This is a genomic window from Rothia nasimurium, assembly GCF_928391935.1.
In the GTDB taxonomy this organism is placed as follows: Bacteria; Actinomycetota; Actinomycetes; order Actinomycetales; family Micrococcaceae; genus Rothia; species Rothia nasimurium_D.
This window is the reverse complement of sequence record NZ_CAKMTD010000001.1, coordinates 655702-670982: the sequence shown is the minus strand read 5'-3', so window position 1 is coordinate 670982 and position 15281 is coordinate 655702. Positions and strand designations below refer to the sequence as shown.

General features: G+C 61.7%; 12 protein-coding genes and 2 pseudogenes. 12 read left to right on the top strand and 2 right to left on the bottom strand.

Annotated elements, in window-relative coordinates:
* The first annotated feature begins 117 nt into the window (after positions 1-117).
* The 12 genes and pseudogenes from rplA to L7A15_RS10750 form a co-directional block, all read left to right on the top strand.
* On the top strand, positions 118-810 hold the full coding sequence (rplA, locus tag L7A15_RS03050; protein WP_237188731.1) for a 50S ribosomal protein L1: 693 nt from the start codon (positions 118-120) through the stop codon (positions 808-810).
* A gap of 205 nt (positions 811-1015) precedes the next feature.
* Entirely contained in the window at positions 1016-1927 is a 912-nt protein-coding gene (locus L7A15_RS03045) for a hypothetical protein (protein WP_237208873.1), read from the top strand.
* Between the two features lie 118 nt (positions 1928-2045).
* Positions 2046-3104 (top strand): ABC transporter ATP-binding protein, encoded by a 1059-nt coding sequence (locus tag L7A15_RS03040; protein ID WP_237208872.1) that lies wholly within the window; start codon positions 2046-2048, stop codon positions 3102-3104.
* A 238-nt stretch (positions 3105-3342) separates the two neighbouring features.
* On the top strand, positions 3343-3852 hold the full coding sequence (rplJ, locus tag L7A15_RS03035) for a 50S ribosomal protein L10 (protein WP_237188727.1): 510 nt from the start codon (positions 3343-3345) through the stop codon (positions 3850-3852).
* Positions 3853-3964: 112 nt separating this feature from the next.
* A complete protein-coding gene (gene rplL, locus L7A15_RS03030; protein ID WP_237188725.1) occupies positions 3965-4345 on the top strand; it encodes a 50S ribosomal protein L7/L12 in 381 nt (126 codons plus the stop codon).
* Between the two features lie 131 nt (positions 4346-4476).
* Positions 4477-5499, top strand: a complete 1023-nt coding sequence (locus L7A15_RS03025) for an endonuclease/exonuclease/phosphatase family protein (RefSeq protein WP_237208871.1) — start codon at positions 4477-4479, stop codon at positions 5497-5499.
* 152 nt (positions 5500-5651) lie between these two features.
* Positions 5652-7136 (top strand): glycoside hydrolase family 32 protein, encoded by a 1485-nt coding sequence (locus L7A15_RS03020; RefSeq protein WP_237208870.1) that lies wholly within the window; start codon positions 5652-5654, stop codon positions 7134-7136.
* A gap of 116 nt (positions 7137-7252) precedes the next feature.
* Entirely contained in the window at positions 7253-7798 is a 546-nt protein-coding gene (locus L7A15_RS03015) for a PTS sugar transporter subunit IIA (protein ID WP_237208869.1), read from the top strand.
* 341 nt (positions 7799-8139) lie between these two features.
* Positions 8140-10119 carry a sucrose-specific PTS transporter subunit IIBC gene (locus L7A15_RS03010; protein ID WP_237208868.1) on the top strand — a complete coding sequence of 660 codons (1980 nt, stop codon included), beginning with the start codon at positions 8140-8142 and terminating at the stop codon, positions 10117-10119.
* A 143-nt stretch (positions 10120-10262) separates the two neighbouring features.
* A complete protein-coding gene (locus L7A15_RS03005) occupies positions 10263-10898 on the top strand; it encodes a GNAT family N-acetyltransferase (RefSeq protein WP_237208867.1) in 636 nt (211 codons plus the stop codon).
* Between the two features lie 20 nt (positions 10899-10918).
* Positions 10919-12223, top strand: a pseudogene (locus L7A15_RS03000) (S8 family serine peptidase); the annotation flags it as partial.
* A gap of 129 nt (positions 12224-12352) precedes the next feature.
* Positions 12353-12901, top strand: a pseudogene (locus L7A15_RS10750) (S-layer homology domain-containing protein); the annotation flags it as partial.
* 77 nt (positions 12902-12978) lie between these two features.
* Here L7A15_RS10750 and L7A15_RS02990 read toward each other — a convergent pair.
* On the bottom strand, positions 12979-13959 hold the full coding sequence (locus L7A15_RS02990) for a LacI family DNA-binding transcriptional regulator (RefSeq protein ID WP_237208866.1): 981 nt from the start codon (positions 13957-13959) through the stop codon (positions 12979-12981).
* Positions 13960-14047: 88 nt separating this feature from the next.
* Complete coding sequence (locus L7A15_RS02985; RefSeq protein ID WP_237208865.1) at positions 14048-15274, bottom strand: molybdopterin molybdotransferase MoeA; 1227 nt, start codon at positions 15272-15274, stop codon at positions 14048-14050.
* Positions 15275-15281 lie beyond the last annotated feature (7 nt).

Sequence of the window (15281 nt, the reverse complement as noted above, 5' to 3'; positions counted from 1 at the left end):
AAACCGAGGCACACAACCTCACCCCAAGACAATTGTTAGAGCCCCCCACCCACGGGAGGCATGTGGCAGAGCCGAGCGCGGCTCACCAAAGACCACACCTGCAAAGGAGAAAAGCAGATGGCAAAGCGCAGCAAGGCGTACCAGGCAGCTGTAGCCAAGATCGAAGCGGACAAGCTCTACGCACCCGCCGAGGCTATTGCAGTTGCAAAGGACATCGCGGCAGACAAGCCCAACTCAACCGTTGAGGTCGCACTGCGACTCGGCGTAGACCCCCGCAAGGCAGACCAGATGGTACGCGGTACCGTCAACCTGCCCAACGGCACCGGTAAGACCGCCCGCGTCGTCGTCATCGCCGCAGGCGAAAAGGCAGAAGCCGCAGAAGCAGCAGGCGCCGACTACGTTGGTTCAGACGAACTGATCGCAAAGATCGCTGGTGGCTGGACCGACTTCGACGCAGCAGTTGCAACCCCCGACATGATGGGCAAGGTTGGCCGCCTGGGTAAGGTACTGGGTCCCCGTAACCTCATGCCCAACCCTAAGACTGGCACCGTCACCATGGACGTCGCCAAGGCCGTTGCCGACATCAAGGGCGGTAAGATCGACTTCCGCGTTGACCGCAACGCAAACCTGCACTTCATCATCGGTAAGGCCTCCTTCACCGCTGAGCAGCTGACCGAGAACTTCGAAGCAGCTCTTGAAGAAGTCAACCGCCTCAAGCCCTCATCCTCAAAGGGCCGCTACATCTCAAAGGTCACCGTTGCCACCACCTTCGGCCCCGGCGTCCCCGTAGACCCCACTACCGTAGCCTAAGTTTCTTAGACCCTAACGGTTAAACAAGGCAGGCTCCCCACGCATAAGGCGCGGGGAGCCTGCCTTTTGTTGTAGCGGGGAGGTGGAGTGAGAACGGGGAGAGGGCGGGGTATGCGGACGCCCGGGTCTAGATTTTTCAGCCCCCACCGACTAATCTTGTGGTCAAGAGCACACCCCTTTCAATGATGAATGGAGGCCCCACCCCGTGTACCGCGTCGCCCACTACCCCTACCCGCGCCCGTCCGACCTACCCGCCTACCGCGATGAAAAGTCACTCTACCCCGGGCTGCTTGCCCTACAAGAACCGGTGAGCCAAACCGTCTTTCTCTACCGCCTAGAAACCCTCTACGAGGGCGATTTCCCCACCGACTACACCATCTACAACTACGCCGGTGGCCCCCTCGAAAGCGAAATGCGAATCAATATCTCCGCCCTGGGGCCTGCAGAAGAACGCGGCGACGGCGAGCCGATGTATCAGTTTGAAGCGTACTCCCGCTTCGAAGACCGCGCTGGAAAACTCATCTCGCAAGGGCTACTCACCCGCACCGGCGAAATCCGCTGGGACGAACAAGACCCCGGCCACTGGCTACACCCGCATGTGAAAACCCTGATTGAGTACCTAGCCCAGGCACCGGTGAAAGCCCCTGAAATCATCGAAGAAGGGCAGGTCATCACCTGGGACCTCCCACAACTCCTGAGCGAAGAACTGACCATCACCGAACATAACTTTGAACGCCACCTGCCCCACTGGTTTGCAGTAGAACACAGCGAAGATTGCACCTGGTACACAGAGCAGGCCGCGCAACACACCGACGACGAGGATCCCCTGCCACTCCTTAACCGTCTAGTACAGGTCGTCCACCCCGACACAGTCAGCGACAGGCCAGCCCACCCGGGGGAGCCTGCCCCTAGTATCGGCTATACCGCGAAGATTCATAGAGGGGGTGGCGTCCTCAAATGGGGCCGAGACGTGGCGCCCACGGTGTGGGGCAGAGAGGCCGAAGCGGGGCTGCTCCCCGGGCTGAGCGGTGAGAACCTGCCCGGTTCAATTCGAGATTTGGTAGAGCAGGGGGAGATTATCTACCCCGATGACCGTATTGAGCAGGCACGAGGCTAACTGCTGCCCTAACGAGCGTGCGCCTTCTCGCTGAGCCTGCCGCAGACAGGCGCAGGCCCGGCGATAAGGCGCAGGTTCGCCCGGTGAAGACCCAGACCCGTCAGGCATAATAGAGGGCATGACCAGCCCCGCCCTCACCATCACCGGCCTGACCAAACGGTTTGGTGCCTCCACCCTACTGAGCGACATTGACCTGACCGTGCCCGGTGGCAGCCTCCTTACCCTGGTGGGGGAGTCAGGTTCGGGCAAGTCCACCCTGCTGCGTATCATCGCCGGGCTGGAAACCCCCGACGCGGGCAGTGTCAGCTACGAAGGCAGACCGGTAGGGGTCGTGAAAAGACCCGCTGCCCGCTGGGCGCCGCCCCGGGGGCGTCAGGACGCCGTGCCGGTAGGCTTCGTCTTTCAACAACCCGTGCTCTACCCCCACCTGACCCTGGAAGAGAACATCCTCTTCGCCCAGCGCCTGCACACCCACCAGCAACTAGACCGCGACCACTACCTATCCCTCGTCGATACCCTGGGGCTGGGGGAGCACCTGGGAAAGAAACCCGCCCACCTCTCGGGAGGCCAGGCCCAACGAGCCGGTATCGCCCGGGCCCTCGTCCGCAAACCAGCCCTGGCCCTCTTCGACGAGCCGCTCTCCAGCGTGGACGAACATCTGAGCGAAGCGATCCGAGCCGATCTGCTCACCCTGCACAGCCAGCTGGGGTTCACGGGTATTTACGTCACCCATACCCCTGACGAAGCCCTCACCATGGGCCAGCAGCTTGCGGTGTTAGAGGGCGGACGCCTGGCCCAGGTTGCCGCCCCGGGGCAGGTACTGGCCGCCCCGGCGTCCGCGCAGGTTGCCCGCCTGCTGCACCCCCTCTACAACGAACTCAGCCTCGATAGCGCCGGGCAGGCGGTGCTAGCCGGGATCTCTGCCCACGGTTTTGAAAGGGCGGACGCCAACAGTCCCGGGGCCCTGCCAGTGCGGGTGCTGGGCGTGCTAGCCCATACAGCAGGGACCCGCTACAGCCTCGAAACCACCCAGGCTACCCATCTACCCCACTCCTGCGGAAACCTGCTGGTGCCTGCAGGAACCCGCCTCACCGCAGTGCTCCCAGAAACCCCGGTAGGCACAGGCCAGGGTCTACACCTGCAGGTCAGGCCAGGTGCCCTGCACCTCTTTAAGTGATTAAGCACCCTTAAACCCGGTTTTAACTTGCCAAGGGCCCGCTAAGCGTGGTTAGATGAAGTAACCAAAGACCGCCGGTCTGTGCCTTTTACAGGCACGATAAGGGCCAACCGCCCACCTGCGTAGGTGAAGATAACAGAATACAAACCAGTGAATGCTGGGCTTGTATTATGCCTCGACGCCTACGCGCCGAGGCATTTTTTGTTGGCCTGGCGGGATAAGAACTGGAAGGAACACCATGGCAACACAGGATAAGATTGCTGCCGTCGCTGAGATCAAGGAACTCCTTGAAGCCTCAAACGGCGTAATTCTCACCGAGTACCGTGGTCTCACCGTTGCACAGATGAAGGAACTTCGTCGTGCACTGGGCGCTGAGACCGAGTACGCCGTGGTAAAGAACACTCTGACCGCTATTGCGGCTAAGGAAGTTGGCATCGACGCATTCGATGGTCAGCTCCACGGCCCCAGCGCAATCGCATTCATCAAGGGCGACTTCATTGATGCTGCGAAGGGTCTGCGTGACTTTGCCAAGGCTAACCCCCAGCTGATCGTTAAGAGCGGTTACTTCGAGGGCGAAGCTCTCGACGAAGCTGGTATCAACAAGTTTGCAAACCTCGAATCACGCGAGGTCCTTCTTGCGAAGGTCGCAGGCGGCGCAAAGGGCGCAATCGCAAAGGTTGCTCGCACCGTTGACGCTCTGCGTATCAAGCTGGAAGAAGCAGAAGGCGCAGCACCCGAAGCCGAGTAATCGCTTCTGCTGACTTTCACACCAGACTTTAGGCCCCCTGGGCCACCCCAAAATTTTCAAGCTCGCAAGCCAGAAACCGGCTTGCAACTGAATCAAAGAAGGAGCCAAACTCATGGCTAAGCTTTCAATCGAAGAACTCATTGCAGCATTCAAGGAACTCTCACTCGTTGAGGTTTCAGAATTCGTCAAGGCTTTCGAAGAAGAGTTCGACGTAACCGCAGCTGCTCCCGTTGCTGTTGCTGGTGTTGCCGGTGGCGACGCTGCAGGTGGCGCTGACGAGCAGTCAGAATTCGACGTTATCCTCGAATCAGCTGGCGACAAGAAGATCGGCGTTATTAAGGAAGTTCGCGCCCTCACCTCACTGGGTCTGAAGGAAGCTAAGGACCTCGTTGACGGCGCTCCCAAGCCCGTTCTCGAAGGCGTTTCCAAGGAAGACGCTGAGAAGGCTAAGGAAGCTCTCGAAGGCGCTGGCGCAACCGTCACCCTCAAGTAAGTTTCTTACTTTTCTTATCTTTGGCGCAGGGGCGGCACCCGTTACGGGTTGCCGCCCTTGCGGCTTTTTTGTTTAAGGACGGACGCGCCCCACCTCTTCCCTTGCCTGTTAGCTTTAGTTAGGCTGGGGCCATGGGTAAGACTCTGATTCGCACACTCTGGTGCCTGTTGCTGGCTGCTGCTCTGACCTGGTTGGCTATCCTGGTGTTGCCGGGGCACCCGGTCACCGCATGGCTGACCACCCGCCTGATCATAGCCCAGGCCGTCGCTTTCCCCACCCTGCTTGCGGTAGCCGGGGCGGGCGTCCTGATAGTGGCCCTGCCGGTGGCGCTGCGCCGAGCAACCAGCCGAATCACCCGCTGCCTTGCCGGGCTGACGGCGGTAGCCTGTGCCGCTTCTAGTCTGCTGGCTGTCACCGACCCCTACGGGGCTGGGCGCTACCAGGCACGCGCAGTACCCGCTATTGGGTGCGTGAATATGCAGCCCTACCGGGTTACTACCTACAACGCCCTGGACACCCTGACCGCTCAGTCCCTAGCCCAGCTACTGGCCGATGAACCAGATTTTCTGGTCCTTCCTGAAGTCTCACCCGATACACCAGCCCTGGCTAGTGGGGTACCGGGCTACCAGGTGTTCACCTCCACCAGCGAGAGAACCCACATCGCCCCTACCCTGACCCTGGTGAGTGACCGGCTGGGCACCTACACCGCGCAAGAGGTACCCATGACTTTCGGCGCCCTCCTGCTGACCCCTGAAAACCAGGGCACAGGCCACCCCTCACTGCTAGCGGTGCATACCGCCCCGCCCGTCCCCTCCTACATGCCCCAGTGGCGCGACGACCTAGCCACCATTGACCGCCTGGCCCACGACAAGAACCGCCCCGACCTCATCGCCGGCGACTTCAACGCAACCCTACTCCACGGGAGCCTAGCCAGCTACGCCGGAGCGAGCTCACAGCTGGGGGCCGACGCAGCTATGGCCGCCCAGCAGGTTGAGGGAACCTGGCCGGTAGGTGGGCTCCTAGGAATGAAGGCCCCCATCGACCACATCATACTCATGCAGGGGCCACCGGCTAACAGCGAGGATATAACCTACCAGCAGGTGGGCGATTCTGACCATCTGGCCGTAAGCGCCACCACCAGCCTCTGCCGGTAGAACCTTCGTGGGCTAGCCCCTATCACAAACTGGAATATTTGCCGGTCTGCTCTGTGCCCCATAGGCCTAAGGCTCCAGGGAAGGCAAGAGGTAAGCTGGATATGATCAACGATTGACAGAACCCGTTACCGCACCCACTCAAGGAGCCCCGCGTGACTAAGCCCGGACGTCCGGACGCCGCCGAACTGCTCGCAGCTGCCGAGCAAGCCTATGCCACCTACCACGAGCAGGTGCGCACCGACCCCGACTACCCGGCCCTGCACCTGGCACCGCCCGTCGGCCGCCTCAACGACCCCAACGGCCTGGTCTACCACGACGGCACCTACCACGCCTTCTACCAGTACTCACCGGTCCACCCCATCCGCGCCGTCTTCTGGCGCCACGCCACCAGCGAAGACCTCACCCACTGGCAGGACCAGAAAACCGCCATCGCCCCCATCAAGTGGTACGACAAAAACGGCTGCTACTCCGGCTCCGGCATTGTCGCCCCCAATGGCGACCTCGAATTCTTCTACACCGGCAACGTCAAAGACGACGACGGCAACCGCGAAACCTACCAGGCCCTCTTCACCTCCACCAACGGAGGCGAAACCTTCCGCCGCCACCCCAACAACCCCCTCATCTCAGGACCCGCAGAAGGCTACACCGCCCACTACCGCGACCCCCACGTCTTCGAACGCAACGGCCACTGGTGGGCCGTCATCGGTGCCCAACGCGAAAACCTCACCGGCGCCGTCGTCGTCTACACCTCCACCGACCGCCGCACCTGGGACTTCGCCGGCGAACTCACCTTCTCAGACCCCACCCTCACCGACCTCGGCTACATGTACGAATGCCCCAACCTCATCTTCCAAACAGATGAAGTCACCGGCCAAGAAACCGCCGTCCTCATCTTCAGCCCCCAGGGCATGGAACCCGACGGCGAAAAATACCAGAACATCTTCCAAACCGGCTACGTCGCCGGAACCCTCGACGGCCTCCACCTCACCGTCACCACCCCCTTCACCGAACTCGACGCAGGCACCGAATTCTACGCCCCCCAGGTCTACTCCAACACCCTCACCCCCGCCGGAGAACACATCATGCTGGGCTGGTTCGGCAACGCCGACCAGGACGACCTGCCCTCCTGGGACAACCACTGGGTCCACCAGATGACCTACCCCAGGGCGCTCGCCGTCCGCGACGGCAAGGTCTACCAAAACCCCGTCGAGCAACTGAACACCGCCCTGCCCCTCACCCCCGCCCAGGTGGCAGCAGACGGAACCCTGCCGGAGCTGAAGGACGCCCGCGTCTTCCGTCTGACCGGCACCGTGGACGTCAGCGCAGGCCCCGTTAATCTCGTCATTGAGGACGCGAAGGGCCCGGCCCTCACCCTCACCTTCAGCGAAGACTCCGCCCGCCTCGACCGCAGTGGAACCCGCTACCATGTGGGCGGTGACGTGCGCACCCGGGCCCTTGTGCCAGCACCAACCCGGAGCTTCGAACTTCTCATTGACGCTGCCGGAACCGAACTCTTCATGGACGGCGGAGCCGAGGCCTTTTCCTCAAGAACCTTCTTCCACGGCACCGCCCGTACCGTGCAGCTGACCAAGCCGGAAGCCGTCCGCGAGCTGGCTGTAGCCGTCCTGCCCGAGTAAAGGTAAAAATGCCGGTTAATGGAAACGGCACATTACCTCCTCCACCTGCTAGATCCCGGTCACAGTGGTAGTCTGGGGCTCAGAAACTCAAACACTCTCACAGTGAGGACACAACCATGGCAGGTTTCTTCAAAAAGCTCTTTGGCGGCACTGACGAATCAGCAGCCTCCCAGGCCCCCGCTCCCAGCAGCGGCACCAGCAGCCAGCTGGTAGCCCACCTTGAGGGAACCGTAGTTGCCCTAGACCAGGTCAGCGACCAGATGTTTGCAACCGGCGCCCTGGGTCCCGGGGCTGCCATTGAGCCGACGGCGGGCCGGGTTGTTGCCCCCGCTGACGCTGAGGTCACAGTAGCTTTCCCCACCGGTCACGCTATTGGCTTGCGGACCGACGACGGGCTGGAGATCCTGATTCACGTCGGCTTCGATACCGTTGAGCTAGAAGGTAAGTTCTTTGACTCGAAGGTCTCCAAGGGGGATCGGGTCACCCAGGGCCAGGTGCTGGTGGAATTTGACCTGGAGCAGGTCAAGGCAGCCGGTTACCCCGTGACCACCCCGCTGGTGATTACCAATGCTAAAAAAGCCGTTGCTGACCTGACGATCGCTGGCCAAGGCCAGCATGTGGCAGCAGGTGGAGATTTCCTGACGGTTCAACGCCAGGCCTAAGGCTGATCCGAAGATTGTGAGGTGCCCGCTACCCCGACTGGGGGAGCGGGCACCTGTCTATCTGCAGGTGGGGGCTTACTTGTTGGGGCAGGCTAGCCCCCGCGAGGGTTTACCTGTTTTTATGTGGGTTTGAGAGGGGTCTTGCGGGCTGAAAATACGGGGCTAAAAAGGGGTATCAGACTCTGGTAATAAGAGTGTTCTAGGCTACGTTTTGGTGCTAATATGTCAAACGATTGGCATGTTTGTTTTTCAGACAATATCTGAAAGACTGCATACACACTCGTGCCGGGACTGAACCACACCACAGCGGGGAAAACCTGGCCCAACCACAAGGAGAACACATGGATCACAAATCCGTGGCTGAGCGCGTCCTCACCGCCGTCGGCGGCGCGGACAACATCGCAGCGGGCGCCCACTGCGCCACCCGCCTGCGACTGGTGCTCAAAGACATGAACGCCGTCAACCAGGCCGCCCTGGACAACGACGAAGACCTCAAGGGTACCTTCAACAACTCCGGCCAGTTCCAGATCATCGTGGGCCCCGGCGACGTTGACGAGGTCTACAAGCACATGGCCTCTTCCGGTATGAAGCAGGTCTCCAAGGACGAACTCAAGAACGTCGCAGCTAACCAGGGTAACCTCTTCACCCGCTTCATCAAGACCGTCTCAGAGATCTTCCTGCCGATCATCCCCGTGCTGGTCGGTACCGGTCTGCTCATGGCGCTCAACAACGTCCTGACCGCCCCCAAGATCTTCGATCCAGTGAAGTCCCTCATCGAGCTCTACCCCGCCTGGGAAGGCTTCGCCGGCATCGTCAACCTCCTCTCTGCCGCAGCCTTCGCCTTCCTGCCCGTCCTCGTCGGCTTCACCGCCACCAAGGTCTTCGGCGGTAACCCCTACCTCGGCATGACCATGGGCGCTGCCATGGTCTTCCCCACCCTGGTCAACGGCTACGGCGTAGCAGCAGCCCTCGAAGAAGGCACCATGACCTACTGGGATGTCTTCGGCATCCAGGTCCAGCAGGCTGGCTACCAGGGCACCGTCCTGCCCGTCATCCTGGTCTCCTTCATCCTGGCCAACATCGAGAAGTTCTTCCACAAGGTGCTCAAGGGCACCATCGACTTCATGTTCACCCCCACCCTCACCCTCCTGATCACCGGTTTTGCCACCTTCATGCTGGTCGGCCCGCCCATGTTCAAGCTGGGTACTCTGCTCGGTGAAGGCATCAACTGGCTCTACACCGCAGCCGGCCCCGTCGGTGGCTTCCTCTTCGGTCTGATCTACTCACCGATCGTCATCACCGGTCTGCACCAGTCCTTCCCGCCCATTGAACTGCAGCTGCTGGCAGCAGGTGGCTCCTTCATCTTCGCTATCGCCTCCATGGCTAACGTCGCCCAGGGCGGTGCCGCTCTCGGCGTCTACCTGACCACCAAGGACAAGAAGATGAAGGCCCTGGCAGGTGCAACCGCTCCTTCAGCCTTCCTCGGTATTACTGAACCCGCCATCTTCGGCGTCAACCTACGTCTACGCTGGCCCTTCTACATCGGTATGGGCGCCTCAGCAGTTGCCTCAACCCTCATCGCTATCTTCGGCGTCAAGGCCTCTGGTCTGGGTGCCGCCGGCTTCCTGGGCCTGCCCTCCATTGACCCCTCCCAGGGCATGGGTTGGATGGGCTTCATCATTGCCATCCTCACCTCAGCTGTCCTGTCCACCGGCGCCTCCTTCATCTACGGTAAGCGTGCCTTCGCAGGCCAGGTCGCTGAAGAAGACGTTGAAACCGCAGCCCCCGCAGCTGCTGCAGCCCCTGTAGCCGCTGCCGCCGCGTCCTCAACCGCTACCACCGAAGGCTTCGAACTGGGCGCCCACCTCAACGGCACCGCCCTTGAACTCTCTGCAGTATCAGACCCTACCTTCGCCTCCGGCGCCCTCGGCCCCGGCGCAGCCGTCGAACCCACCGAAGGCAAGCTCTACGCACCCGCCGACGGTAAGGTCACCGTTGCCTTCCCCACCGGCCACGCCATCGGCATGCGCACCGACAACGGAATCGAACTGCTCATGCACATCGGCTTCGACACCGTAGAACTCGACGGCAAGCACTTCGAACCGAAGGTAAAGAAGGGCGACATCGTCAAGCGCGGCGACGTCCTCGTCGAATTCGACATGGACGCCATCCAGGCCGCCGGTTACCCCCTGACCACCCCGCTGGTCATCACCAACGCCAAGAAGACCGTCGACTCCACCGCCCTAGCAGTAGTAGCCGGTGGCAGCGTCTCAGCAGGTGACAACCTCATCTCCGTAGCCGCCAAGGTAGCAACCGTCTAACCGGTCAACCTTGCCCAAGGAGCAAACCCGCCCCGTCTCCGTCCTAAATACCAAGGACGGAGACGGGGCGAGTTTTTTCTCGTCAGCAGAGCCCAGGCCAGGTAACCTAGAAACATCACACCACCACACAAGAGGGGACAACCATGCCTGAAAACCACGACTTTACCGTGCGCGAAGCAACCGAAGCCGACTACCCCGGCGTCATCGAAGCCCTCACCAACGCCTTCGCCCACGACCCCGTCATGAGCAAGGCCATGGGCGGGGACGGCCGCATTGACACCGTCCGGGCACTCTTCGACTTCCAAATCCGCACCACCTACGGCCCCAAGGGAACCATCGACATCGCCGTCACCCCCGACGGCACCGTCCTCGGCGCAGCCCTCTGGCTCTCACCCGAAGCCCAAAAAGGCAACCTCATAGCCGACCTCAAAGCCCTCCCCGACTACTACAAGGTCCTCGGCCGAGGCCTGCTCAAAGCAACCATCACCGAATTCCGCCTCCTCGCCGCCCGACCCAAATTCGAACACTGGTACCTCTACACCATCGGCGTCCACGACACCGCCCGAGGCCACGGAATCGGCTCCCACCTCCTCGACTTCCGCCGCGAACAACTCGGCGAACACCCCGCCTACCTCGAAGCCTCCACCTACCGGTCAGCCTCCCTCTACGCCCGCCACGGCTTCATCGAACTCTTCCGCTTCAAAGGCGGCAAACCCGCCCTCGGAATGCTCCACCCAGCCCCCACCACCCAAGTCTCCAAAAACCTCCCCCAGCCCTAAACCTGACACTAAGTAACACTATGCACCACCACAAGCGCACCCGCCGCTGGGCCACCACCGGCCTCCTCGCCACCCTGCTCTTCAGCACCCTCACCCCGGTAACCGCAACCACCCCAACAGAAGACCCCCTCACCGCAGCAGCCACCCAAGACCTCGTCAAAGATACCGACCGCCTCATCGTCACCTTCGCCGAAAACCTCCCCCTCGAAGACCGCCAAAGCGTCATCGACCGGGCCATCGAAAACACCCCGGTCGTCGATGAAGCAGCAGTCATCAAAAACTCAGTCGGTGAAGACACAACCTCAGGCGTCATCAAAACAGACACCGCCCTAACAGACGCAGACCAAGACCAAGCCATCGCCGCCCTCGAAGCCGACCCAGCCGTCGTCGCCGTAGAACCTGACTACCTCGTCAAGGCCGTTCAATCAGCGGCCACCGTAGCCCCCTCCGAGCCCCTCTACGGCACCCTCTGGAACTTCCGCGTCTCTAACGTCGCCCCCGCCTGGGCCACCGCAGACGGCTCCGGCACCACCATCGCCATCGTGGACACCGGTATCACCAAGCACCCTGACCTCGACGGCAACGTCGTACCCGGCTACGACTTCATCTCCACCGACGAATACGCCCGCGACGGCGGTGGCCGAGACTCCAACCCCACCGACATAGGAACCTTCTCAGGGGAAACCCCCTCCAACTGGCACGGCACCCACGTCGCCGGTATCGCCGCCGCCGCTGCCCAAGGAACCGGCCTGGCAGGTGTCGCCCCCCGAGCCAAAATCCAGCCGGTACGCGTCCTCGGCGTCAACGGCTGGGGATACGCCTCAGACATAGCCGACGGTATCGTCTGGGCATCAGGTGGCACCGTCCCAGGCGCCCCCAAAAACCCCAACCCCGCAACCGTCGTCAATGCCTCCCTCGCCTGGCCCGAAACCACCTGCCCCTCAGCAATGGACGCCGCCGTCAAGGGAGCCTACTCCCGAGGCGTACCCGTCGTCGTCGCCTCAGGCAATGCAGGGCAGAACGCCAACTGGTGGACCCCCGCCAACTGCTACTTCGCTATCGTGGTAGGATCCACGAACTCTGCAAACACCATCACCCGCTACTCCAACTGGGGTGAGATGCTCGACGTCGTAGCACCGGGCGGAACCCTCTACGAACAGGTCAACTCAACCTCCAACGCAGGCCGCACCACCGCCACCACCCCCACCTTCTCCGGTCTCTACGGCACCTCCCAGGCAGCCCCCATGGTCGCTGGCACCATCGCGCTCATGAAGCAGGTCCACCCCGGCATGACCATTGAGCAGATCCGCAACACCCTCAAGAGCACCGGCAGCGACGCCAGCGGCTACCGCCAGCTCAACACCGGGGCCGCTGTGGCAGCTGCCAAGCGGCTGGGCCAGCCCACAACGGAATCAGCTCCGGCTCCTGTACCGCAGCTTGCCCCCGGCCAAATCTTCAGTGACGTTCCCCCCGGGCTGCCCTACTTCTCTGAAATTAATTGGTTGAGTAAACAGGGCATCACCACCGGCTGGGACATGGGAACCCATAAGGAATTCCGCCCGCTCACCAGTATTGAGCGTGGTGCAATGGCCGCTTTCTTCTACCGTATGGCAGGCTCACCTGCCTTCACAGCTCCTGCAAAGCCAACCTTTTCGGACGTCCCCACTGATCACCAGTTCTACAAGGAAATTGAGTGGATGGCTTCCAAGAAGATTACAACCGGATTCGTTGATAAGACCTTCCATCCTGAAGAAGCCGTCAACCGGGATGCTATGGCCGCTTTCTTCTATCGCTTGGCAGGTAGCCCAGCATACACAGCCCCGAAAACCTCAGCCTTCGTCGATGTGACTCCCCAGAACCAGTTCTACAAGGAAATCTCCTGGCTTAGCTCACAGAAAATTACTACCGGCTGGCCCGATAAGACCTTCCGTCCCGTCGAAGCTATTAACCGTGACGCTATGGCAACCTTCATCTACCGTTACAAGAACACCAGCGGTAACTAAGTAGATTTCCTCTTATCGCGATGGCCCAGGGGCCGCAAGCAATATGTTTGCGCCCCTGGGTTTTATTGGTTTTGGCGCTACAGGGTTGTACTCCCGTAGCTGATATCTACCGGGAGAACGTCACAGCCGGTGAGGGGTTCTTCGCTGCCGGAGATCGCGTGAACTAGTTGGGCAACGGCCCGTTGGGCGATGGCGTCGATGGGTTGGACGACGGTGGTGAGATGGGGCAGGAGGGAACGGACGGCTTCGGTGCCGTCGAAGCCGATGACCTGGAGCTGCTCTGGGACAGCCATCCCCCGGTCACTGGCATAGTCGAGGACGGCAGCGGCGTAGAGATCATTTGAAGCAAAGATTGCTGTGACCTGAGGGTTCTCTTGTAGGTAGGATTCGATTTTTTCACGGGTGGTGGCGTGTGGGGTGGTGAATCCTAGTTCGAGGAGGTAGGGGGTGAGTCCGGCTTCTTGGATGGCGTGGTGGTAGCCCTGTTGTCGTTTGTTATCGGGGGAGAGGGTTGAGGTGATATGGGCGATGTGGGTTGCCCCGGTTTCTATGAGGAGGCGGGTTGCCCGGTAGGCGCCGTCGAAGTTATCGCAGGAGACGTTGGGGGCTTTTCCCGTGTCAACTCGGTCGATTGTGACTAGGGGGGCGCCGAAGTGGGGGAAGTTTTCGACGACGTGGGAGTGGGCGCCTGTGATGACTCCGTCGACCTGGTTGGCGAGGAGCATGTCGAGGTAGCGTTGTTCGGATTCGGGGTGGTCGTTGGAGTTGCAGAGGATGGTTTTGTAGCCGTGGTCGGCTAGGTGGGATTCGATGCGGTAGGCCATTTCGCCGTAGAAGGGGTTGGCGACGGAGGGGAAGATGAGCCCGATGAGCTGACTTTTTTGGCCTTGGAGGGATCGGGCGATGGCGTTGGGCCGGTAGCCGATTTGCTTCATGGCGTCGTAGACTTTTGCGCGGGTTGCTTCTGAGATGTAGCCGCGGTTGTTGAGTACCCGGGAGACGGTGGTGGGGGAGACACCTGCGAGGGCGGCGACGTCGCCGAGTTTTGGCTGGGGCACGCTGTTTTTCCTGCTTCTATGGGGTGAGGGGCGCACTGTGTGACCTTGCCATTATATGGGTTTTTGGTGGGGGCTGGGGTGGGGTGGTTTAGGTGAGGGGCAGGTAGCTGACGGTGCTGCCTGCTGTTGCTCCGTCTGGTGGGACGAGGGCGAGGGCGTCCGCTGTTGCGAAGGAGGTGAGCATGTGGGATTGGGTTTTGGGCAGGGGGGTGAGGGTTGCCCCGTCAGGTGAGGGGGTGAGGGTGGCGGGGAGGAGGCGCAAATCGTGTTTGCGGTAGCCGGGTACCTTGTGGGTGAGGACGCCGGTGGGCAGGTCAGCTAGGGGTGTTGTGGTTGTGCCGGTGAGCCAGGGGGTGAGGTAGGAGTAGAGGGCGGTGTAGGCGGCTAGGGGGTTGCCGGGCAGGCCCAGGACGAGGGGGGCAGCCGGGTTGCTGCTGGCTGGTAGGTGGGCGGCTAGGGCTGGGTGGCCGGGGCGGACGGCGACGGATTCGAAGAGGTAGGTTGCTTGGAGGTCGTGGAGGGCGCGGCGGACCCAGTCGGCGGTGGAGGTTGAGGAGCCGCCGGTGATCAGGAGTAGGTTGGCTTGGGTGGTGGTGAGCCAGTCGGTGAGTTTGGTTTTGCTGTCTGGTAGGCGGCAGGTGCTGGTGACTGATGCCCCCAGGTTTTCGATGATGGTGGGGAAGGCGAGGGAGTAGGCGTCGCGTACCTGGCCGGGGCCCGGCAGACCTGCGGTAATAATTTCGTTGCCGGTGTAGGCGATAGCCACGGTTGGGCGGGCGGTTACGGTCAGGGTATCGAGACCGAGGGTGGCGAGGGCGCCGAGGTGCCGGGCGGTGATACGGGTGCCCGCGGCAAGCACGCTGCTGCCTGCGGGGAGCTCTTCACCCGCCCGGCGGATGTCGGCCCCCGGACTGGGGTATCCCCGGTCACTAAAAAAACGGGGGTCGGGGCTAAGCGTGTTGCCTTCTAGCAGGGCATGTTCCTGGCGGATGACAGCTTCGGTACCCGGTGGAAGCAACCCGCCGGTCAGGATTGGGGTGGCCTGGCCGGGAGCGAGGGGGAGGGTTTTGCGGTGGACGTTCTCGCCCTCGGCAGCTGGCGGGTGGGTCAGTACCTGCCAGGACGGGGCCCCGGCGGTGGCGTAGCCGTCCATAGCTGAGGAGTCATAGTGGGGAACGGGCAGCAGGGCGCGGGCGTCGCGGGCCAGGGTTCTGCCGATGGCTTCAGCGAGGGGGACCTCTTCTTCGGTGAGGGTCAGAGCTGCCCCCGCCCGGTGCAGGAGCTGCCTGGCCTGGTGCCAGCTGGTATGGTGCACGGGGGCT